Annotated in this window: 17 protein-coding genes and 7 pseudogenes; 9 read left to right on the top strand and 15 right to left on the bottom strand. The window is 71.5% G+C overall.

All coding sequences use genetic code 11. The features are described 5' to 3' along the window. Window positions 1–371 (top strand): annotated as a pseudogene (locus AB0D01_RS36265) (carbohydrate-binding protein); the annotation flags it as partial. 25 nt (window positions 372–396) lie between these two features. Here AB0D01_RS36265 and AB0D01_RS36260 read toward each other — a convergent pair. From AB0D01_RS36260 to AB0D01_RS36240, 5 genes and pseudogenes are all read right to left on the bottom strand, one after another. Continuing rightward, window positions 397–996, bottom strand: a pseudogene (locus AB0D01_RS36260) (peptidoglycan recognition family protein); the annotation flags it as partial. Between the two features lie 66 nt (window positions 997–1,062). Continuing rightward, window positions 1,063–1,746 carry a peptidoglycan DD-metalloendopeptidase family protein gene (locus AB0D01_RS36255; protein WP_363063014.1) on the bottom strand — a complete coding sequence of 228 codons (684 nt, stop codon included), beginning with the start codon at window positions 1,744–1,746 and terminating at the stop codon, window positions 1,063–1,065. 167 nt (window positions 1,747–1,913) lie between these two features. Further along, a complete protein-coding gene (locus AB0D01_RS36250; RefSeq protein WP_363063012.1) occupies window positions 1,914–4,040 on the bottom strand; it encodes a serine/threonine-protein kinase in 2,127 nt (708 codons plus the stop codon). Between the two features lies 1 nt (window position 4,041). Then, a pseudogene (locus tag AB0D01_RS36245) lies at window positions 4,042–4,633 on the bottom strand (IS5 family transposase); the annotation flags it as partial. After that, window positions 4,519–5,127, bottom strand: coding sequence for a hypothetical protein (locus AB0D01_RS36240; RefSeq protein WP_363063018.1), 609 nt, complete (start codon window positions 5,125–5,127; stop codon window positions 4,519–4,521). The pseudogene AB0D01_RS36245 and the gene AB0D01_RS36240, both read right to left, overlap by 115 nt. 676 nt (window positions 5,128–5,803) lie before the next feature. On the opposite strand from AB0D01_RS36240, the gene AB0D01_RS36235 reads away from it, so the two are divergent. Then, window positions 5,804–5,962, top strand: coding sequence for a hypothetical protein (locus AB0D01_RS36235; RefSeq protein ID WP_363063010.1), 159 nt, complete (start codon window positions 5,804–5,806; stop codon window positions 5,960–5,962). Window positions 5,963–6,204: 242 nt separating this feature from the next. Here the strand turns inward: AB0D01_RS36235 and AB0D01_RS36230 are convergent, their stop codons facing one another. From AB0D01_RS36230 to AB0D01_RS36220, 3 genes and pseudogenes are all read right to left on the bottom strand, one after another. After that, the gene (locus AB0D01_RS36230; RefSeq protein ID WP_363063008.1) at window positions 6,205–7,524 is read right to left on the bottom strand and encodes a glycosyltransferase; all 1,320 of its coding nucleotides are present in this window, start codon (window positions 7,522–7,524) and stop codon (window positions 6,205–6,207) included. Between the two features lie 38 nt (window positions 7,525–7,562). After that, the gene (gene wecB, locus AB0D01_RS36225; RefSeq protein ID WP_363063016.1) at window positions 7,563–8,651 is read right to left on the bottom strand and encodes a UDP-N-acetylglucosamine 2-epimerase (non-hydrolyzing); all 1,089 of its coding nucleotides are present in this window, start codon (window positions 8,649–8,651) and stop codon (window positions 7,563–7,565) included. A 761-nt stretch (window positions 8,652–9,412) separates the two neighbouring features. Continuing rightward, window positions 9,413–9,829, bottom strand: a pseudogene (locus tag AB0D01_RS36220) (lipase); the annotation flags it as partial. A 25-nt stretch (window positions 9,830–9,854) separates the two neighbouring features. Here AB0D01_RS36220 and AB0D01_RS36215 point away from each other — a divergent pair. Further along, window positions 9,855–10,002, top strand: a pseudogene (locus tag AB0D01_RS36215) (IS5/IS1182 family transposase); the annotation flags it as partial. Between the two features lie 42 nt (window positions 10,003–10,044). On the opposite strand, the pseudogene AB0D01_RS36210 reads toward AB0D01_RS36215, so the two are convergent. From AB0D01_RS36210 to AB0D01_RS36200, 3 genes and pseudogenes are all read right to left on the bottom strand, one after another. Then, window positions 10,045–10,149: pseudogene (locus AB0D01_RS36210) on the bottom strand (HNH endonuclease); the annotation flags it as partial. Window positions 10,150–10,234: 85 nt separating this feature from the next. Next, window positions 10,235–10,567 carry a hypothetical protein gene (locus tag AB0D01_RS36205; protein ID WP_363063006.1) on the bottom strand — a complete coding sequence of 111 codons (333 nt, stop codon included), beginning with the start codon at window positions 10,565–10,567 and terminating at the stop codon, window positions 10,235–10,237. Between the two features lie 95 nt (window positions 10,568–10,662). Further along, window positions 10,663–11,019: a hypothetical protein gene (locus AB0D01_RS36200; RefSeq protein WP_363063004.1), complete on the bottom strand. Its 357-nt coding sequence runs from the start codon at window positions 11,017–11,019 to the stop codon at window positions 10,663–10,665. A 361-nt stretch (window positions 11,020–11,380) separates the two neighbouring features. On the opposite strand from AB0D01_RS36200, the gene AB0D01_RS36195 reads away from it, so the two are divergent. Both AB0D01_RS36195 and AB0D01_RS36190 read left to right on the top strand, forming a co-directional pair. Beyond that, the gene (locus AB0D01_RS36195) at window positions 11,381–11,734 is read left to right on the top strand and encodes a hypothetical protein (RefSeq protein WP_363063002.1); all 354 of its coding nucleotides are present in this window, start codon (window positions 11,381–11,383) and stop codon (window positions 11,732–11,734) included. A 593-nt stretch (window positions 11,735–12,327) separates the two neighbouring features. Then, window positions 12,328–12,459, top strand: coding sequence for a hypothetical protein (locus AB0D01_RS36190; RefSeq protein WP_363063000.1), 132 nt, complete (start codon window positions 12,328–12,330; stop codon window positions 12,457–12,459). A 112-nt stretch (window positions 12,460–12,571) separates the two neighbouring features. Here AB0D01_RS36190 and AB0D01_RS36185 read toward each other — a convergent pair whose 3' ends face one another. Continuing rightward, the gene (locus AB0D01_RS36185) at window positions 12,572–13,186 is read right to left on the bottom strand and encodes a hypothetical protein (RefSeq protein ID WP_363062998.1); all 615 of its coding nucleotides are present in this window, start codon (window positions 13,184–13,186) and stop codon (window positions 12,572–12,574) included. A 990-nt stretch (window positions 13,187–14,176) separates the two neighbouring features. Here AB0D01_RS36185 and AB0D01_RS36180 point away from each other — a divergent pair. Then, entirely contained in the window at window positions 14,177–15,199 is a 1,023-nt protein-coding gene (locus tag AB0D01_RS36180; RefSeq protein ID WP_363062996.1) for a hypothetical protein, read from the top strand. 136 nt (window positions 15,200–15,335) lie between these two features. Here the strand turns inward: AB0D01_RS36180 and AB0D01_RS36175 are convergent, their stop codons facing one another. Continuing rightward, entirely contained in the window at window positions 15,336–15,713 is a 378-nt protein-coding gene (locus AB0D01_RS36175; protein ID WP_363062994.1) for a hypothetical protein, read from the bottom strand. Window positions 15,714–15,980: 267 nt separating this feature from the next. Next, window positions 15,981–16,808 carry a helix-turn-helix domain-containing protein gene (locus AB0D01_RS36170; protein ID WP_363062992.1) on the bottom strand — a complete coding sequence of 276 codons (828 nt, stop codon included), beginning with the start codon at window positions 16,806–16,808 and terminating at the stop codon, window positions 15,981–15,983. Window positions 16,809–17,106: 298 nt separating this feature from the next. Here AB0D01_RS36170 and AB0D01_RS36165 point away from each other — a divergent pair, with 298 nt between their 5' ends. The 3 genes and pseudogenes from AB0D01_RS36165 to AB0D01_RS36155 all read left to right on the top strand — a co-directional run bounded on the left by AB0D01_RS36165 (window position 17,107) and on the right by AB0D01_RS36155 (window position 18,959). Next, on the top strand, window positions 17,107–17,331 hold the full coding sequence (locus tag AB0D01_RS36165; protein WP_363062990.1) for a hypothetical protein: 225 nt from the start codon (window positions 17,107–17,109) through the stop codon (window positions 17,329–17,331). Window positions 17,332–17,357: 26 nt separating this feature from the next. Further along, window positions 17,358–17,645: pseudogene (locus tag AB0D01_RS36160) on the top strand (winged helix-turn-helix domain-containing protein); the annotation flags it as partial. A 348-nt stretch (window positions 17,646–17,993) separates the two neighbouring features. After that, window positions 17,994–18,959: a linear amide C-N hydrolase gene (locus AB0D01_RS36155; RefSeq protein WP_363062988.1), complete on the top strand. Its 966-nt coding sequence runs from the start codon at window positions 17,994–17,996 to the stop codon at window positions 18,957–18,959. Window positions 18,960–19,345: 386 nt separating this feature from the next. Here the strand turns inward: AB0D01_RS36155 and AB0D01_RS36150 are convergent, their stop codons facing one another. Next, window positions 19,346–19,678: a hypothetical protein gene (locus AB0D01_RS36150; RefSeq protein ID WP_363062986.1), complete on the bottom strand. Its 333-nt coding sequence runs from the start codon at window positions 19,676–19,678 to the stop codon at window positions 19,346–19,348. Between the last annotated feature and the right edge of the window lie 6 nt (window positions 19,679–19,684).

Below are 19,684 nucleotides of genomic sequence, written 5' to 3'. Positions count from 1 at the left end.
GTCAAACTCCAGGCACCCGGGCGCCGGGTGGTCACCACCCAGCTGTACTTCCCGGGCGAACCGCGCAACAACACCGACTCCCTCTTCGACAGCCGACTGCTGATGAACGTCCGCCAGTCCGGACCCGGCCACGAAGGCACCTTCGACTTCGTCCTGGACGCGCCCCAGGACCCGACCACCCCGCCCACCACTCCCCCGCCGACGCCTTCGCCGACGACCCCACCCACGGGCACCTGGACCCCGGGGCCAGGCCTACCGCGCCGGCGAAGGGGTCACGTACGCGGGATCCCTCCTACCCGTGCCTCCAGGCGCACACCGCGGTGGCGGGCTGGGAGCCGCCGAACGTGCCGGCGCTCTGGCAGCGCGGGTGAGGACCGCCGCCCGGACCGTTCACCGCAGTCGACGGGCCACGGCGGCGCGCAGGCCGGGCATGGTGATGCCCGGTCCCCTCGGGTCCACCTTGCCCGGCTGCCACTCGGCGTGGCCGATGACCGAGGTGTCCCCGGTGGTTCCCCAGCCGTGGGCCCGGCACAGCGCCGCGCACACCCGCACGATGGCGTCGACCTGTTCCGCCGGCCAGGGGTCCTTGCCGTCGCCGAGGTTCTCGCACTCGAAGCCGTAGAAGTGCCGGTTGCCGTCGGTCGTCGCCTCGGCCACGACGGGCAGCGGGCCCTCCGCGCGCACGGCGGCGAGCACGGCCGGGTCGCCGAGTCCGGCGTGGTTGGCGCGACCGTGGCCCACGAGGTGCACGGTGCCGTCCTTGCCGATGACCCCGTGGCACAGGGGGCCGGGCAGGTTGCCGTGGCCGTTCGCGCAGAGGGCCACGGTGGCCTCGATGCCGTTCGTGACGGTGTGGTGCACCATGACGCCGTGCACGGGACCCCAGCGGCCCTTGTGGTCGCGGTTGTGGGTGCGCCAACCGGCGCGTTCGACGACGCTGACTCCCTCGTCCCGGAGCGCGGCCAGGAACGCGTCGCAGCCGAGCGGCTCCGCCATCGTCGCCTCCCCGTTCCGCAGGCCTGTCGCCGGTTCGGCCGGGCCGTCGCGTCGCGCGCCGTGGCGCTATCGCGGCGGCAGCTTCAGTTTCTGCCCGACCATGATGAGGTCGGGGTTGGTGATGCCGTTGAGGCGGGCGATCTCGGGGTACCGGTCGGCGCGGCCGAGCTTGGCCACCGCGATCGCGGACAGGGTGTCCCCGGCCTTGACGGTGTACGTGGCGCCGGCTTTGGCGGCCGGCGGGCGCGGCGCGGCCTTCTTGGCGGCGGTCCCCCGCACGACGCTCTTCTTGGCGCCCGCCTTCACGCCCGGCTTCACGCCCGGCTTCACGCCCACCTTGGCTCCCGCCTTCGCGACGCCCTTGCCGGCGAGGTAGGCCATGGGGTCGGTGTGCCCGTTGTAGCTGTTGGCGGTGCGCGCCTCGAAGTGGAGGTGGGGGCCCGTGACGTTGCCGGTGGCGCCGGACAGGCCGAGGCGTTGGCCGCCGGCGACGCTCTGGCCGGCTGTGACGTCGATCCTGCTGAGGTGGGCGTACAGGGTGAACCGGCCGTCGTCCATCTCCAGGATCACGCACGCGCCGTACGCGCCCTGGTCCCCGGCGGCGACCACCGTTCCCGGGCCGACGGCCGTGACCGGGGTGCCCGTGGGGGAGCCGAAGTCCACGCCGGTGTGGAACCCGGCCGCCCAGCCTCCGGGCTGCCGGTACTTCGCGGTGATCCTGCCCTTGGTCACGGGCATCTGCCAGGTCATCGGCTGCGTCCTCTCTCCGAGGTCCGCCCGTCGTACGGGCCGCCCCGCCCAGCCTGCGGTCGGAGCGGCCTCGACTCATCCGGGGTTGACCCGAACGGGTGATGACCGCCGGTCGGTCAGGCCCGAGCCGGCCCGGTGGACCGGGCGGCCGGGGCGGCGCACCTCGCTCAGACCCCGGGCGGCCGGCTCTCGGAGGTGCCGCGCAGCCGGAAATCGGCCACGTAGTACGGTTCCTGGCTCGACGCGGTGAGCGCCACGAGTTGGCCGTGGTCGAAGCGGAGCGGCTGGAGGTGGACCCACCTCAGGGCGCCGCGGAACCGGTACGCCACCCACAGGGTCCGACCGGCCGTGATCGCCGCGTCGACGGCCGCGAGGGCCTCGACGTGGGCGGGGCTTCCGACGCCGCGCGCCGCGTCCTCTTCCTCCCGCGCTGCGGCCTCCGCCTCCGCGGCGGCGCGCCGGATCCTGGCCGCGGTCCGCCGCTCCTCCCGGGGCGGTCGTCCGGTGTAGCGGTCGTACAGGATCCCGAGCACGAGGGCGGCGAGCAGCCCCCCGCCGAGGATGAGGCCGGACGTCCCGAGCGCCGGCCCGGCCTCGCGCCCCGAGGCCACCAGGACGAGCGTCACCAAGCCGCCGAGCAGCAGCAACACGACCACGACGAGGATCGACAGCTGTCGCGTCGTCACGCCCCGCGCGATCACCTCGTCGCCGGACGGCCCCGGTGGCCCGGCCGGCAGGGATCCGGGCGGCGGCCCGGTGAGGACGTGGGTGCCGCCCGGGGCGACGGTGGGGTTCGGCGGCGCCGGCGGCCCCGGGGTGGTGCGGGCCGCCGTGCGGTCGGTGGGCGCTGCCGAGTCCTCGGGGTGACCTCCGCGGGCGACGGCCGCGGGGGCGTCTCGGGTGCTCGCGTCCGGGTCGATCGGCGTCGGGGGCGGCGGGCCCGGCTGCCCCCGTAAGGGCGCCGCTTCACGGGGTACGGGCAGCGCGGCGAGGCGTTCCCGTACGGCGGGCGCGTTCGCCGGGCGGTCCTCGGGCGCTTTGGCGAGGAGGTCCAGCACCAGGGCCTCCCACGCGGGCGGGAGCCCCGCTCTGAGCGCGCCGGGCGGCACGGGGGCCTCGTCGACGTGCCGGCGCAGCACCACGTGCCAGGGCCCGTCGGCGAAGGGCGGCCTGCCAACGAGGGCCGCGTACAGCAGGCAGCCCAGGGAGTAGAGGTCGCTGCGGCCGTCGAGTGCGCTCGCGCCGAGGGCCTGCTCGGGGGACATGTAGGCGAACGTGCCCACCAGGTGGCCGGAGCGGGTGAGGGTGGACAGGTCGAGTCCGTCGGCCTCCACGCGGGCGATGCCGAAGTCCAGGACGGTGGCGTGCCCGTCGGGGCCGATCATGACGTTCGCGGGCTTCAGGTCGCGGTGCACGATCCCGGCCCGGTGCATGGACGTCAGGGCCGCGCAGATCCCGTCGGCCCAGCGGCCTATCTCCGCGAGCGACGGGGAGCGGGCCGCGAGCAGCCGGTTCAGCGGCTCTCCCGGGACCTCCTCCATGACGAGGTAGAGCACCGGCCGTCCATCGACGCGTGCCTCGCCCGAGTCGTGCGCCTCCACGATGTGCGGGTCGCGCAGCAGCGAGGACACCCGGATCTCGCGGTGGAACCGGCGGGCCAGTTCGGAGGCTTCCGGGCCGGTGAAGTCCAACAGTGTCTTCACGGCGACGTCCCGACGGAGCAGTTGGTCGGTGGCCCGCCACACGGTGCCCATGCCGCCCGCGCCGATCGGCTCCCGCAGTTGGTAGCGGCCGCCGAGTATCGCCCCTCGCATGTCGTCCTCCCCCGTGCGCCGCGACGCCTCCGCCTGCGCCGGGTCATTGTCGACCGCAGGAGCCCGGGGTCGCCAGCCCCGGGGCCCGCCCCCGCCCGGGGGCCGGCTCCTTCCCCCGCCTCCCTCCTCCGGATCACGGGCCGGTACGCGTCGCCGCGCCCGGGGCTCGCGGCCCGGCATCCACCACGGTCGGGCCGGGCCCACTTGCCCGTTGAGGCTCCACGTTCCGTCGCCGCCCTCGGGGGCCTCCCCGAGGGCGGTCCACTCGGCGTGGTCGGGAGTGAGGGCTGCACGGAAGTAGGCGGAGATCGCGTCGGCGACGAAGGCGACCCGGGCGGGGTCCTCGTCGGTGGTCTCGGCGACCGCCTCGCCGGCGACGCCGCCCAGGGTTTGCTCAGCATCGGCGAGGGTGAGCAGGCTCTCGGGGAACGGGCTGAGGTGGTAGGCGTCGGCGAACCAGTCCGGTCCGTAAGAAGTCATCTCATTTGGTGAGTCGACGGTAGCGGATGAGGGTTGCGGCGATGCCGGCGAATGCGAGGAAGTGTTCGGCCTTGCGTTCGTAGCGACGGTGTAATCGGCGGCAGCCCGCGAGCCAGGACACGGTCCGCTCGACCACCCATCGGTGCCGGCCGAGCCGGTCGGAGGACTCGATCCCTTTCCGTGCGATGCGGTGCCGGATCCCGCGGCCGCGCAGCCACCTGCGCAGGTCGCGGGATTCGTAGGCGTTGTCGGCGTGGAGCTTGCCTGGCCGTCGGCGGCGTGGCCCGCGACGGGAGCGAATCGGTGGGATGCCCCGGAGCAGAGGCTTGAGGGCTTGGGTGTCGTGCAGGTTCGCGCCAGAGACGGCAACGGATATGGGCAGACCAGTCCGTTCGGTGATCAGGTGGATCTTCGACCCGTACCTGCCTCTGTCGACAGGATTCGGACCTGTCAGGCCCCCATTTCAAGGCCCGCATGTTCACGGAGTCGATCGCGTATCGGGACCAGTCCAGCTCTCGGCGGGCCCCGAGTTCGTCCAGGACCAAGCGATAAAACTTGGCTCATACCCGGGCCTTGCTCCACTCCGAGAACCGTCAGGCGTGTCATCGGGCCAGTCGCGCCGTCGGTAGGTCGCGGCCAGGTCCCACAGGCGTCGGTGGTGGCGCAGGAGCCCGGTGAGTTCGGCCAGGTCGTCCCGGGACAGGCCGCCGCCGGCAGCCGTGACCAGCCCCAGAAGGTCCTGGCCTGCGCAGTCTCCGTGCAGGAGGCGCTTCAGGTTGCGTTCGGCGGCGGAGCGGACCACCTGGGCGTGCCGGGAGGGCGCCAGGGCGCGGACCACGGCCGAGCCGCGCAGCGGGTGGCCGTCGGGCACATCGTGCGGGATCGGCGGGTGGGGCCGGCCGGCGACCACGATGCGCAGGCCCTTGGGGGGCCGCGCGGGCAGCAGGGCGGCGATGCTGTAGGTACCGGAGCCGCCGGAGACGGCTTCCGGGTAAGCGCACCGGTCGTTGTGAGTGGCGTAACGGGCGGTCACGAAGAACGAGACGACATCGACCCTCGGCGGTGGGCGCAGTGCGAACGTCGACATCAGGGTCGACTTGCCGGCCCACGCGCGGGGCCTGCCACCACAGGTAGGCGCTCTCGGTCGGGCCGCCGGTCGTGAAGGCGGCCGGCTCGGCGAGTTCGGCCGTGCGGCCGATGAGTTCGGCGGGGGCGATCCGGCGAACCTATTCGCTGTAGAGGGACGCGTGCGGCCGGGTACGGCCGGTCCAGGCGGTCTGGGCTTTGCGGTAGAGCTCCAGTCCCTGGGTCACGTCGTCCGAGCCGCCGCCCAAAGCACGTACTACGCTGGGCAGTTGGACCTTGTCGCTTGGCCGACGCACCCCGCAGAGCAGCGCGTTGACCGCGGAGGGAGAAAGGTGCGTCCGCTCGGCGATGCCGCGCAGGCCCTCACGGCCGTTGTTCTCGCGGAGCCTGGCGGGGAACAGAGCAGTTGCCGTATCGGTCCGGCGTCCGGCCACTGGCTCCGGTTGGTCGGGGCCTCCTTCGCCAACTGCGCCTCCGGTCCGTCTCCCGAGGTGTCCACCAGGTGTCTCGCGACGGTGCCCGCAGGAGCCGCTGAGCCGCTGGTCAGACCACTTGTCCGTCGCCTGTTCCGCACACAGGACAGCACATCGCGCCGCCATCGGGCTGCCGAAGCGCAGGATCCCTTCCATCGAAGGTGCCGGCCGCCCCACCCCTTTCTCTTGGGCAGGAGACAGATCGTGAGCCAGTGGATCTCCCTCATCGAGCTCGTGACCAGCCTCGCGGGTGCCGGCGCGGCCACGTTCGCTCTCGTCACGGTCATCGCCGAATCCAGGCGCCGCTCCAGCCGGAGCGCGGCGCGTCAGGACAGCGACGAGAGCCGGCCTGACAGCGAGTGAGCGAGGTCATGTCAGTCACTCGGGCGGGCCGGGCCGCGATGGCGGCGTAGAGCTCGGTGTGGGCTCCGGCTGGGGCCGTGTGTTCTCACCGGTGAGTCGAGGCGGCCGGGGAGCGCCGTACCTGGCGGACCCGGCGCGGCAGGTGAGCGGCGAACAGCTCCCCCGTGCCGACACCTCGACCGTGACCCGGCGCCCGTCCGCCTCATCGGCGGCCGGGCGTCCGGGACTTCGGGGTGGGTCGATCAGGCTTCCAGGGCCACCGGGCCCGTCGTGACGGGTTCCGCGTTGCGGCGGGTCTTGGCCCAGCCGTGGCGGCCGCGGGCCGTCCGGACGAAGGCGCGGGCCGAGACGACGAACAGGTGGTAGGCGTAGAGCCACAGGGCCGCGCCCCACAGCAGTGCCGTCAGCCGCGAGGCGTCCGGGGCGTGGTCGCGGCGGTAGAGCGGGCCCCACGCCACGAACGGGCCGATGGAGAGCAGGGCCAGGACCAGAGTGAGCGGCCCCAGTGCGAGGAGGCCGAGGCCGCCGAGGACGAGCAGTACGGCGGTCAGGGCCAGGGTCAGCAGGTGTGCCAGGGGCTGGAAGAAGGTGTACAGGGTCTCCAGTACGCCCCGGCCGCCGTAATGGCGGGAGGAGACGATGCGCGGTGCGTAGCGCACGCACTGGAGGTTGCCCTGGGCCCAGCGGGTGCGCTGGGTGAGGAGCCTGCGCAGGTGGGGCAGGCCCTCCTGGGAGACCCAGGTGTCGGCGATGTGGGTGATCCGGTAGCCGGCCAGGGTCATGTGCAGGCCCAGTTCGTAGTCCTCCAGCAGGGCGCCCCGCTGCCACGGGCGGCGTTCGGCGTCGGCGATGCGGTCGAGCGCGGAGAGCCGCGTGAACTGGCCGTTGCCGCCCAGGCCCACCGAGCCGGTGCGGCGGCGCAGGAGCTGCATGCCCGCGTTGGAGACGGCGAACTCCATGTCCTGGAGGCGCACCAGGAGGCGGGCGGCGGCGTTGCGGATCCGGCCGCGGTCGGGCAGCGGGCGCGGGTCGTCGACGTTGCGCATCCGCACTCCGACCTGGACCCCGCCGATGTCCGGGTCGCCGAACGCCTCGGGGCCCGAGACGTGTTCGAGGGCGCGGGGGTCGAGGCGTCCGTCGGCGTCGACCACGCAGACGACCACCCGGTCGTGGCCGGTGCCGTCGGGGAGGAACTCCACGAGCCGGTCGTAGGCGGTGTTCAGCGCGTCGCCCTTGCCGTTGCGGGCGTGCGGGCGCCTGCGCTGCACCAGGTGAATGCGCTGGTCGTCCTGGGCGAGGGCGTCCACGACGGGGCCGGTCCGGTCGTCGCTGTCGTCGTTGATCACCCAGACGTGGGCGGCCGGGAAGTCCGTCCGCAGTTGGGTGACGGTCGCCCGGATGACGGCTTCCTCGTCCCGGCACGGTACGAAGAAGTGCCAGTCGAAGGCGGTCGGGTCGCCGCCCTCGGTCGCGGGACGACGTGCGTACGCGTGGCGGGCGGCGGCCCAGTAGAGCAAGAAGCAGAGGAGGAGGGCGAAGGGCAGGATCAGCAGGGCGTTCATGTATGACTTCCTAGGTGCGGCGACCGGGGCGAGCGGGGTCAGGCCGCGACGGCGACGAGCTCGGTCAGACGGGCGGCGATGCGCCGCGATGCCTGCCCGTCCCCGAAGGGGCTGGGCAGCGCGGCGAGGCGGGCACGGCCGTCGGGGCCGAGGGCGAGGGCCGCACGGGCGGCTCGTCCCAGTTCGGGTCCGGGCGCGACCAGGGTGGCGAAGTCCGCCATCGCCTCCGGGCGTTCGGTGGAGTTGCGCACCACGACCAGCGGGCGACCGAGGACGGTGACTTCCTCCTGGACGCCCCCGGAGTCGGAGACGAGCAGGGCCGCGTGGCGGGCGAGCGCCAGGAAGCCGCGGTAGCCGAGCGGGCGGGTCACGCGCAGCGGGGTGAGGAGCTCCGTGAGGTCCGCCGCTTCGATGCGGGCACGGGTGCGCGGGTGCAGGGGCAGCAGCACCGGCAGGTGGTCGGCGAGCAGGCCCAGTTCGGTGAGGACGGCCCGCAGGGCCGCGGGGTCGTCGGTGTTCTCGGGCCGGTGGACGGTGGCGAGGACGAACCCGTCCGGCGCCAGGCCCAGCTCTTCGAGGTGCGCGGACCGTTCGTCGGGGCCCGGGAGCTGGGCGCGGACCGCTTCGATCACGGTGTTGCCGGTGACGTCGACGAGGGCCGGATCCACGCCCTCCGCCAGCAGGTTGAGTCGGTTCTCGGGGGTGGCCGCGCAGAGTACGTCGGCGAGCCGGTCGATCAGGACGCGGTTGTGCTCCTCGGGCATGTTGCGGTCGTGGCTGCGCAGCCCGGCTTCCACGTGGACCAGCGGGATCGAGCGGGCGTTGGCCGCGAGGGCGCCGGAGAGCGCCGCGTTGGTGTCGCCCTGGACGACCACCGCGAGCGGGGGGCGTGCGGTGAAGACCTCGTCGAGCTGGGCGAGCCCTGCGGCGATCTGGACCGCGCGGGGCCGGCCGCCGATGCCGGTGAGGTAGGTCGGTTCGGGGATGTCCAGGTCGGCGAGGAAGCGGCCGGAGAGGTCTGCGTCGTAGTGCTGCCCGGTGTGCACGACGTGTGCGGCGGGTCCGAGGATGCGGATGAGCTCGGTGAGCTTGACCAGCTCGGGCCGGGTGCCGAGGACGACGGCGATGCTGCGCGGCGGCAGGGGGTACAAGGGTGCTCCAGCAGAATGAACAGTTGGATGAACTTTCAAGGTCATATTCTTAGTTGTGCGGAGGGTCGGAGTCCGCTTACTGGAGGGCCACTTCGTGCGCCGGGCGGGAATCGGGGCCGGACGACCCGCCAGGGCGCGACCCATAGGTCCTGCGGGGGCGGGCCGGAGGTCCCGGTGGGCGGGGCCGTCCGGCCCGGGGGTGGTTCGACAGGGTGTCCGGGTGTCCCAGGGACCACGGGGTGCTGCGGGCGCGGTGCCGGGTGCCGGTCCCCCGTGGGCGTCCCGGTGGCAGTAGCCCCGGCCGTCCCGCATCGATCGGGTCGGACCGGGGTCGTCCGCGTCGAGGACTGCGTCGGCGTCGCTCTGCTTGGTGTCCCGACTTGGGCTCGGTAGGCAACGGTGGCGGCCCTGGACCGTGCCGGTGAAGACATGCGGCTCGCCCCGCCCGCGGGCGCGGGAACGAGCGGGTGATCGCTTGGTCGCCTGCCATGGCTGCCCGATCCGCTCCTGACCTCGGGAAGGAACGGGTTACCGAGGAGAGCGGGTCGACTTCGTTCGCGGGTCGTGGGTTCCGGGACAGATCTCGGGGAGCACAGAGCGGGTGATGGACGCTCGAAACTGTGCACCCGACGGGTGTTCGAGGGCCAGGCAGTCAGGTGACGGATGAACAGGCTCGGGATGATCCACCTCGTACCGATCGTCGTGGATCGCCGGCGTCGTCGAGACGCGCGTCTGGTGTCGTTGTTGACGCCGTTGATGCCGGGCTTGACGCTGATCAGGTCGGCCGGGTGTCGCGCATGGCGCGCGGGTGAACGCGTCCAGCAGGGTGCTGCCGCCGATGCCGAGGTGGATCAGGTCCACGCCGCCGGCGTTCGCGGCCAGGGCGGGCCGGATGGTGCTGGGGAAGAGGGCGTTGGAGCCGTGGCTGATGAAGCTGCCGTGGTGCGGCCATACCCGGCGCCCGTTGTCCGGCGCGGTCTCGACGGGGAGGTCGTAGACGCCGTCGGGCGGGGGCGGGAAGCCCCGGTAGACGCGCTTGGCGGGCCGGGTGTGTTCAGGTGGACGGTGGTGGCGGTACGGAAGGCCAGGCGGACGCCGGACGGCTGGGCCCCGGCCACGGACAGGCGGTCGTCGGGGATCTTTGGGCGGGCCCACCTCAAGGGATGGAAGCGCCGCCACAACACCACTAACGCCAAGATCCGCTGCCTCGGCGAGCAGGCCATCGCCACCCTCAAGAGGTGGGGCCTCTTGAGGAAGCTCCGCTGCGGCACCAAGAATCACCGACGTCGTGAAGGCCATCCGCGTCCTGCACCACGCATCAGCGTGAGGTCGGAAGGCTCACGCGACGACGTGGGCATGGATCTCTGGGGCAGCCCGGACCGACCTCCGGCGCCTCGACCGCCTCCACGATCAGCACCTCAGCCCGGGCGTCGCAGCCGTCTGCAGGCAGCCGGCCGGCGTTCCAGCACCTGAAGCACCGGGCCTCCCCGGGGCCGGCCTCAAAGCCAGCACCACGCACCGACGCCGCTACCTCTCCGACACGACCGACACCGACGCGGTCAGTTGAAGACGACGGAGCGGAAGATGGTGGCGCTTCCCAACACCTTTCCGGGTTCCATGACGATCCAGTCGGTGTCCTCGCAGTCGGGTCCGAGGAACAAGGTCGCCGTCGCATCCGTGTAGTTCTTCGGGGCGCGAGCGGCGTCGACCTCCGTCGCCTCGGGGATGTTGATGCACTCACCACTCGACGGATCGAGAAGGACACCGCCGGTCCCGGAATCGAAGCCGTACGTGTACTCGAAGTTCCCCGCCGCCGCCGAAGCGGAGCTCGGCACGGCGAGGAGCAGAGTGAGCGCGCCGAGGGCGGCGACGGAGGCATTGCGCAGCCGCATGGGGGTGTCCCGTCGGATAGAAGGAGATGGATCACCCCACACTGGCCCGACCGGAATCGCGGCGGCACGGCGGCCCGCGCCGAATCGTTTCCTCATCATCCGATCGGCGCAGCACCAATCTTCGGACCAGGCCCGACACCACCACCGGTCGTGCACGTCGGCACCAGGCCCTCACCCGTACGGCGAGCGGCGTGGACCGTCCCCCGAGACGTCATCAGACCCGTCGACTCCGCCTCGCAGTTGAGCCACGCCGACACCACCCGCTCGACCGCCGCCGCCTCCGTCGCGTGGAACCCGCGCGGACCGAACGCCGCCGACCACGCGTGGAACCGGCCCCGACCAGGCACCGCGCCCGCCTCATCGCTCACCAGGCCGATCACCCGGCCGTCCAGGACCACGCGGTGATCGGCGGGGAACCGGCCGGCGGGCGTGATCAGGATCGTGGTCGTCAAACGTTCTTCCGTTGCGGTGATCAGGGCTTCGACACCTCATGAACACACGGAATCCGTGCCTGCTCTCGGTCGTTCCGCTCCGCGAACCCGTCAGCAGGACTGGCTATCTGAACCGACATCAACCCGCAGATCCTCGGAACGGCGCCGCCCTGGCACGTCCCCCCGGCCTTGGTGAGAGCGTTTCAAAGCGATCGCTCCGAAGTCTTGGACGCTCCGGAGCGGCCCTGGTCCTGGCCAAACGGATGAAATGTGGTCGACTTCGTTGCCTGGCAGGTTGGTCGCCACAGCCTGATGGGCATCGTGACACCTGCAGCGGGCTCTCGGCCCCGCTGCCCGCCGCTCCCTGTCCAAGGAGTAGTTCATGCGTATGCGCAGCGTGGTGGTCGCCGCCGTCGGCGCCGTCGCCCTCACCCTGACCGTCCCGGCCTCGCCCGCGACGGCCGCGGTCGGCCTGTTCCGCTACCAGTACACCGACGACAACGGGGTCGTTCACCGTGCCAGGCTGACCAATCCGGCCAACGAGGAGTGCATCCAGATCCCGCAGGCGGCCGACCCCGAAACGACCGACACCGCGTTCTCGCCCCGCAACCAGACCACCACGCCCGCGACCGTCTTCCTCACGGAGGACTGCAGCGGCCCGGACTACCTGGTACTGCCCGCGCTCGTCGGATCCGGCTCTGCCACCACGCGGTTCCGGTCGGTGGTCTTCGGGTAGGGCCCTACCCCAAGGCCGACCGGACCCGGTCCCGTCGGCCTTGGGCAGGAAATCGGGTCGCGCAAACTCCTCCTCGGCCAGTTCGTCACCGCCCCACGCCACCAGCCCGGTCAGCGAAGCGGAACCCGGCGGCAACCGACCATGGGGCGGGCCCAAAGCGGCCCCACCAAGCACGCGGCATCCAGCCGGATCCGCGAGACCAGGTGCCAGGCCAGCACCGAACACGACACCGACGCCCCACACCTCCGTGGACCCGAACCGGGCCCGGCCCGCGCCCGAATCCGCGCCGAGCGAGACCGGCTACGCGAGAACGGCACCCACCACATCAGCCGGCACCAAGCCCGCACCCCCGCCCTCCACACCGAACTCCACCACCGCGGCCTGCTCCGAGACTGGGACCCCATCCCCGCAAGGGCGCCACGAACCGGACAGCTCCTCGGAGGCACCAACCCACACAGATGGGGCAGAGCTCACCGCCCGACTCGTCGTCAGCCTTCCAGACACCCTCGGGACACACCTGCGACGCGGGGTCTACTGGACCAACCAACCCCCGCGACCGGCTCGACCCCGACCAACTAGCCACCCTCACGGTGGTGAAACGGCTCGGGCCCAGCAGACCGCCCGCGAAAGGGCGCCGGCCTCCCATCCTGCGCAAGCCCCAGACCCAGTTCCTGCGCCTGCTCGACATGACCGGCACCACCCTGTTCACCATCAGCCACCCCTGACCCCGGGCCCAGGGCGCGGCGGTCGCCGAGCGGGTAGCCCAGGGGGCAGCCACGGGGTCTGGGCCGGCGCCGCGTCCGCGCCGGGCGCCGACGAGCGCGAGGTGCCGGGGGGCTACTTCGTGCCGGTGACCGTCAGAGGCCAGGTGACGCGGCCCAGGGTCTGGGTCCCGGTGAAGTTGCTCTTCGTCCCGTGCTTCTTCAGGCAGGAACGGCGGTCGGCCTTCTCGACGGCCAGGCACGGCTCGTGGGTGGCAACGACCTTCACGAGGCGGGAGACCCAGCGGTCGCCGGTCTGCTTGACGTCGCCCACCTCCCACTCCTCACAACGCTCGTGCTCGACGTCCTTGGCCGTGCAGGTGAAGTCGGACTCCTTCGAACCGTGGGTGGTCACCCCGCACGGTGTGAACGTCGTCTCGAAAGCGCCGTCCGCGTCCGGATACACGCTCACGGGGGCCCCTCGGAGGACTCCCATCGCCTGATCCGTTCCCACCGCCAGACGGACTTCCTGGGAATGCAGCGCCTTGCCGTCCCGGCCCTTGGAGACCACATCGGGCACGAAGCCGCGTCCGCGGACCGTCAGCGTAAAGCACGACTTGTCGTCCGCCACCTCGACCGCACCCGCCGGAAACACCCGCTCCAGCACCGGACCCGGCCCCGCTGCACCATCCCCCCGCGTCTGCGCCGACGAGCCGCCCGCCACCACCGGCACCACCACCAGACCCGCCACTACCGCAGACATCCACCAACCACGAACAGCCACCACAACAACCGACCTCCCACTCGACAACACCATCAAGACGGGCAGCCCCGACCGGACAATGACCTGGCCCCGCGCCGCCCCAGCATGAGCAACGATCAAGAAACCAGGCCGTCGCACAACACGACCGAAACACCACACACTGGCCGAAACAACCAACCACAGCCCGACGCGCTCCCCGCACACGGGACAAACGCACACTGTGCCGGGGAAATCACCGCGCCGCGGGGGCCTGCGCACGCGACACGGCAACAGAGCCACTGCCGATCCCGCCGCCCTGCGGACCCGCTCCCTCACCGGCCCCACCGTCCGACCGAGCTCCGGACACCGGTCGGACGAGACGACACCACCACACTCCTGGTCGATCAACCACACGTCGCCGGGAACCGCAAGGGAACGGCTGCCGGACACAGTCAGCCGGCACACCACCTGCCGATCCCGGTCAGACCACCGCCCCCAGCCCCAACCCCGCGCCGCTCACCGGTGGCCGGCCCGCCAGACAAGCGCGACGTAGAGGGAACCCGCGCCGTCTCCACCCGGCCGGCGAGCCGTACCCCGCACCGCACCGCCCACCCTGGCGCGCCCGGCACGGTCAGCCGGCGCAGCGTCCCACCGAACTCGTTGTCGGTGAGGGAGGCGAGGGCGTCGGCTTCGGAGTCCGTGGACCACGCCACGAGCCGGTCCTCGCCCGACGCCTCCTCGGCCAACACCGGCAGCGGGTCATCGAAGCAGCGCCCCGTTCGGGCGAACCCGGCGACCACAGCACCCGAGATCCCGCGAAACGGGCCTTCGAGACGCCACCATGCGCGCGACGGAACATCACGCGCGGCCACCCGGCCGCAACCCGCGCCCACAACAGCCCGCCGAAGAACACGCCGCACCCGCACGAACGTCCCTGATCCGGGCACCATGCGGGCCCGCGGAATCCTCCGGCGGACACCGACAGACGGAGCGAAGACAGTGAACACACAACGCGTCCTCCGCGGCGTCATGGCCGCCACCCTGCTCGCGGCCGCGAGCAGCGCCCTGGGCACCACCCCGGCCACCGCCCGTGCCGAAACCACCACCACGGCAACGGCCGCAGCCGCAGCCGCAGCCGATGGCAACGAGGGCTGCAAGACCTACTCCTACACCGACAACGACCTCTCGGCCCGGCAGGCCCGGATGACGGCCTGCGTGTCCACCGACGGCCGCTACATCACCGTCACCTCGGACGCCGAGTGCAGGTTCGACGGCACCATCGGAGACCTGCGGCCCGACGCCTGGAAACCGTGCAACCTGAGGAACACCCTCGAAGGGTTCCTCACCCTCAACGGCACGACGACACCGGCACTGCCCCGCCTCTACCACGGCGGGTCCGTCCGCTACGAATACCCCGGACCCGGCACCTACAACCTGACCGCCCGCGTCGAAGCCCAGTCCGAATGGACCTACTGCGACCAATCGACCGGCGAATGCGTCAAAAACGGTGTCACGAACGTCTTCAACCCCAACTTCGACGCCGACCTGACCGTCCCGAAGACACCCAACCTCAGCGGGACATACACCGCGCAGACCGTCCAGAACACGCCCGACGACTTCGATGAAGAGTACGTCTTCACCGTCACCAACACCGGCGACGAACCCGTCCACGGCGGCATCCGCGCACAACTCGACTACCGGTACACCAACGAGGACGACGAACTCGAGTTCACGACCACCGACTCCGCATGCACCATCACCACCAACCCCCCACCCGTCTCGGCCAAGGCCATCCTCACCTGCGACCTCGGCACCATCCCCGGCCACGGCACCGCCAAGGTGACCGCCAGGACCACACAACTCGAAGACGGCCGCTCAAAGCCCAACGAAACCTGCACACCCTGGTTCACCTGGACCACCACCACCATCGACGACACCGCCACCCACACCCCCGACACCGAAGGACGCACCACCTGCGGCTACGTCGAACGAATCGTCAACGAAGAGCCACCCACCAACTGACCCCACCCGAAACACACCACCACCCCGACAACCGACCCCACGCCCACCACCGCAGAGCACACGAAAGCCCCCAGCCAAGGAGCGCCCCCCGGCCCCCAACAGCGCCCACCCGGCCACAGGGCGGTGAGGCCTTCGCTCAGCGGCCCCACATCGCGCGGGTATCCGTACTCACCGCCACCAACTCCGAGACCTGAGCCGGGGCCGGATCGGGAGCAGCAGGGGCAGAGGCGACCTCGGGCCCCGCAGGCGCGGCGTACGGGTTCGCGGCAGGGGCGGGGCGGGCGGCGGGCACCCCGGACGCGGGTCCGGCCGGCGGGCCGGTGGCGGCCGGAACGGCGGCGGGCTGGACCGGGAGGACGGCGACGGCCCGGTCGACACCGACTCCCTGAGCGTGCGCAGCGGTCAGGAAGCCGGCGATGCCGACACCCTGCCGGTCGAAGAGGGCCCTCGCGGCGGTGGGGCGGGTGGCTGCTGCGGCGCGGGCCGTGTCGCCGTGCTGGATAGGCACCGCCATCAGCCGCCACGTCTCCTCCGCCCCCGGGCAACGCCCGCGCAGGCCGAGGAACGTGTCGACCGCGGTCCGGCTCTGCGGCCCGTCAAGATCCGTGACCGGGCCCGGCACGGCCGGGGCGGGAAGAGACATGGCGCCCCCGCAGGTTCGCTGCGGCGCCGGATCACGGTGAGGCAGCCCGCAGCGGCCGTCGGCCCTCCGATGGGCTGCTGTGGTCTGCGCCACCGTTACCCCGCGCCGTACGCATGACCTGTGCTCTGGGCACCAAGCTCAGGAGTCGGGTCGCCGTGAGCGGTACCTGGAGGGACTCGTGGCGAGCGCTTGTCGAAAGGCGCGGCGCATCCCTTCGGTGGAGGTGTAGCCGGCTTGCCGGGCGATGCGGGAGAGGTCGTGGTCGGTGTCGTCCAGCAGTCGGCGTGCGGTCTCCAGGCGGATCGCGGCGGCGTAGCGTCCTGGTGAGGTGCCTGTTTGTTTGACGAAGGCGCGGGCGAACTGGCGGGGCGAGAGGTTCGCGCGGGCGGCCAGGGAGTCGATGCTGCGGTCGGCTTCGGGGTGCGCGGCGAGCCACTGTTGTACCCGTCGGATGGCGGGGCGGTGTGCGAGCTGCGCTTTGAGGTGGGTGCTGAGCTGGGGTTGGCTGCCCTGGCGTCGGAGGTGGACGACCATGTATCGGACGATGGTCGTGGCCGCGTCAAGGCTGATGTCCTCCTCGACGAGGGCGAGGCTCATGTCGATGCCGCTGGTGACGCCGGCGGCGGTGATGACGAGGCCGTCCCTGACGAAGACGGGGTCGGGGTCGACGATGAGGGAGGACGCGCCCGTGCACACCGAGGTGATGCGCCTGGCCTGATCGCCATGGCGGGCGAGCCAGGCTGCGACCGTGGAGTCGGTGGCTGAGGCTCGATAGCGTTCGATGCCGCCGCCGGGCACGATCAGGGTGTGCGGTGCTGTCGCCTTCTCCAACGGCATGTCGGGTACCAGGCGCAGACCCCTGAGGGAGCGCACGGGGGATCCACCGGGTGAGGCGGTGGTGATCCGGTAGGCGAGGCTTGTGTACCGTGCTTGACGGTGGGCAAACGACCTGTGGCCGCCGGACACTACGCCGTCCGGTGTGCCCCGCGGGCTCCCGCCGGCCCCGAGGCCGGGCGGGGTGGTTCACCCGGCCGGGGCTTGGACTCGGCGTCTTGTTCCGGCGGCCGGCCCGGGGTGGGAGGCGGGAGGGTGCCTCTATGGGGTTCGTCAAGGAAATCGGGCTGTGCGCGGGTGGCACCGGCAGGCAGCATGGCGGTATGCCGGATCTGCTGTGGGACGACGTCAAGGACTTCTTCGATCCTGACCTGATGGGTGCTCTGCCGGATGTCTGTGTGGAGGGCGCTTCGGTCGAGGACTGCAGGCGGTGTTCGACCTGGTCCGGTCGTGCGGCTGGGTGTGGGGGTACCGGGAGGGCCACGTCCTGGTTCCGTTGCCCTCGGCGGAGGCGTTGTTGTCGCGTCGGGACGACGCGGACACGGCCATGCTGCGGGTGTGGCCTGTTGCGGACGTGCTGGTGAACTTTTGGCCGATGTCGTCGGGTGAGATCGAGATCCGGCGGTGCTTGCGCCTGATCCAGCGAATGCCCTGACCCCAGACGAGCCGGCGCAGGAACTGGAACTGGCCAAGGGCCCGGTCGCTCACGACCGGCCGGACCAGCGGTGGACGCTCGCCCGGATCAAGACGCTGATCGGCCGCAGGTTCCACGAGTCGATGACGATGTCGGGGATCTCGCAGATGCTGCGACGTCATGGTTGGAGTCATCAGGTGCCGGCCCGTCGTGCCGTCGAGCGCGACGAGGCAGCCGTCGCCGCCTGGGTGAAGGACGTGTGGCCGCACCTGGAACCACCGCGGCGGCGCTCGGGGCCTGGATCGTCTTCGAGGACGAGGCCGGATTCTCGATGACGCCGCCGACCTCACGCACCTGGAGCCGGCGCGGCAGCACACCGGTCATCCGGGCCCGCGGCCGTTCCCAGCGCGTGAACGACTCGCTGCAATCCGAGCGTCCGGCTAGGACTTCTCCGGTGACCGCCGGAACGCGGCTTGCGCATCCACGACGGCGCGTTCGCTGCGATGGACCTCACCGCACGCCACTGACGCCGCCCCGCCGTGGCGGCGACAAACAGCTTCGGAGCGGGGCGGGCGGCGGTGAAGCACGAGCGATCCGGACGCTGCTGCCCGGAACTCGGCTGACCGGGTGAACACCGGCCGGTGCACCCGTGAAACCCGGCCGAGTGGAGAAGACTGAAAAGTATGTGTACGAGGTTTCTGTGGTCATCGCTGGGCAGCCCAGGCACGGGAAACGTGCTCGTGGGCCGGAGCATGGACTGGTATCAGGACACCGAGACGGTACTGGCGGTACGCCCGCGCGGAGTGAAGCGCGAGAGCACGCCCGACACCCCCGGTGATCCCGGCAGCTTCACCTGGACATCGGAGTACGGCAGCGTCGTCGCGCTGATGTACGGCAAGGTGGTCGTCGACGGGATCAACGAGGCCGGCCTCCAGGTCAGCGGGCTCTACCTGGCGGAGTCGGACTACGGGGACCGCGACACCGCACGTCCGGGACTCGAACTTCACCTGGCGATCCAGTGCATGCTCGACCGCTTCAGCACCGTCGCCGCCGCGGTCAGGGAGCTGGTGGACAGCGATGTGCAGCTCATCGAGATGAGCATCGGCGGGAAGCCGGGGACCGGCCACATCGCCCTCGCGGACCCGAGCGGCGACTCTGCCATCATCGAGTTCATCAGCGGCAAGGCATCAGTCCACCACGGACCCGAGTACACCGTGATGGCGAACTCGCCCGTATACGAGCAGCAACTGGAGCTGCAGCAGCAGTATCCGGCGCACGGCGGCGATCAGCCGCTTCCGGGTGGTGTCGACTCACCGGACCGCTTCGCACGCGCCGCCTACTATTCCGCGCGGCTTCCCAACACCTCGGACACGAGGGAAGCCTCGGCCTACGCGTTCAGCGTGATCCGCAACGCCTCCGCCCCGTTCGGTACCGCGGACGAACTGCGGCCCAACATCTCGACGACCCGCTGGCGCACCGTCACCGACCTCACCGAGCGGCGGTACTTCTTCGAGTCCACCACGAGCCCGAACGTGGTGTGGGTCGAACTGTCACAGGTGGACTTCGCCGCAGGACCCGAACGGCGCCTCGACCTGGTGCACGAACCCGACCGCGTCGGCAACGTGACCGACGAGTTCGTGGCCGTATAGCAGCCGGCAGGCCGATGACGACGGGTCTGCTGCGCTCAGAAGGCCTCCGCTTTCCGAACACAGTGGTTGAGTATTTGCTGGTCAGACATGGTTCGCGCTGCTTGGTGGGAGAGACGGCGGACCGTGTCGTCTGTCTGGTGGAGGTGCCGGGGAGCCGTCGGTGATGGGGCTGCTGGAGGCCCGGGAGAAGAAGGTCCGGGAGGAGGTCGCACGGTTGCGCGAGGAGGCCGAGCGGGCGTAGGGCGCGCTCGGTGTGGCAGAACGGTTCTGGAGCGGTTGGCGTTGGCGTTGGCGCGGGCGCCGGTCGCGGAAGTGCCGGGCCGAGGAGCCGTCGGCGGGGCGGACGGGCCGGTGCGGGCCGCGGTGGCGGGCTCGGTCGTGCCGCATCACGTCGAGGGTGTCGGGGTGGAGGTGCTCGCACCGGAGTACCAGCAGATCCCTGCGGTGCTGTCCGGGTCGGAAGCCGCAGGCGGACTGCGGGCGAAGCGGATCGCGGCGCCGTTGGGATGGCAGACGACTTCGATCGGGATGGAAGGAGTGCGCTCGCGGGTGAAACGACTGACGGCCCGGGGCCGGGCGGCAGAACTCCGGCCGAACGTGTTCGGCGCGGTCAGCCCGGCAAATACCTGCTGACGTGGGATGAAAGCGTGCCGACGGCGCCCGGCCAGGCGTCCGCTCATGAGCATGGTCATCGACCACAGCACCATCGCCTCGTGCATGGCGGC

This window comes from Streptomyces sp. NPDC048606, from assembly GCF_040650855.1.
In the GTDB taxonomy this organism is placed as follows: domain Bacteria; phylum Actinomycetota; class Actinomycetes; order Streptomycetales; family Streptomycetaceae; genus Streptomyces.
The sequence above is the reverse complement of the archived record's forward strand: the minus strand, read 5'-3'. Positions and strand labels throughout refer to the sequence as shown.

Bases quoted from the DNA above. Each gene is read 5' to 3' on its own strand.
- AB0D01_RS36195 (WP_363063002.1), top strand. From the start codon at position 11,381: ATGCGTATGCGCAGCGTGGTGGTCGCCGCCGTCGGCGCCGTCGCCCTC.
- AB0D01_RS36150 (WP_363062986.1), bottom strand. From the start codon at position 19,678: ATGCACGAGGCGATGGTGCTGTGGTCGATGACCATGCTCATGAGCGGA.
- AB0D01_RS36155 (WP_363062988.1), top strand. From the start codon at position 17,994: ATGTGTACGAGGTTTCTGTGGTCATCGCTGGGCAGCCCAGGCACGGGA.
- AB0D01_RS36255 (WP_363063014.1), bottom strand. From the start codon at position 1,746: ATGACCTGGCAGATGCCCGTGACCAAGGGCAGGATCACCGCGAAGTAC.
- AB0D01_RS36250 (WP_363063012.1), bottom strand. From the start codon at position 4,040: ATGACTTCTTACGGACCGGACTGGTTCGCCGACGCCTACCACCTCAGC.
- AB0D01_RS36205 (WP_363063006.1), bottom strand. From the start codon at position 10,567: ATGCGGCTGCGCAATGCCTCCGTCGCCGCCCTCGGCGCGCTCACTCTG.
- AB0D01_RS36175 (WP_363062994.1), bottom strand. From the start codon at position 15,713: ATGGCGGTGCCTATCCAGCACGGCGACACGGCCCGCGCCGCAGCAGCC.
- AB0D01_RS36240 (WP_363063018.1), bottom strand. From the start codon at position 5,127: ATGTCGACGTTCGCACTGCGCCCACCGCCGAGGGTCGATGTCGTCTCG.
- AB0D01_RS36230 (WP_363063008.1), bottom strand. From the start codon at position 7,524: ATGAACGCCCTGCTGATCCTGCCCTTCGCCCTCCTCCTCTGCTTCTTG.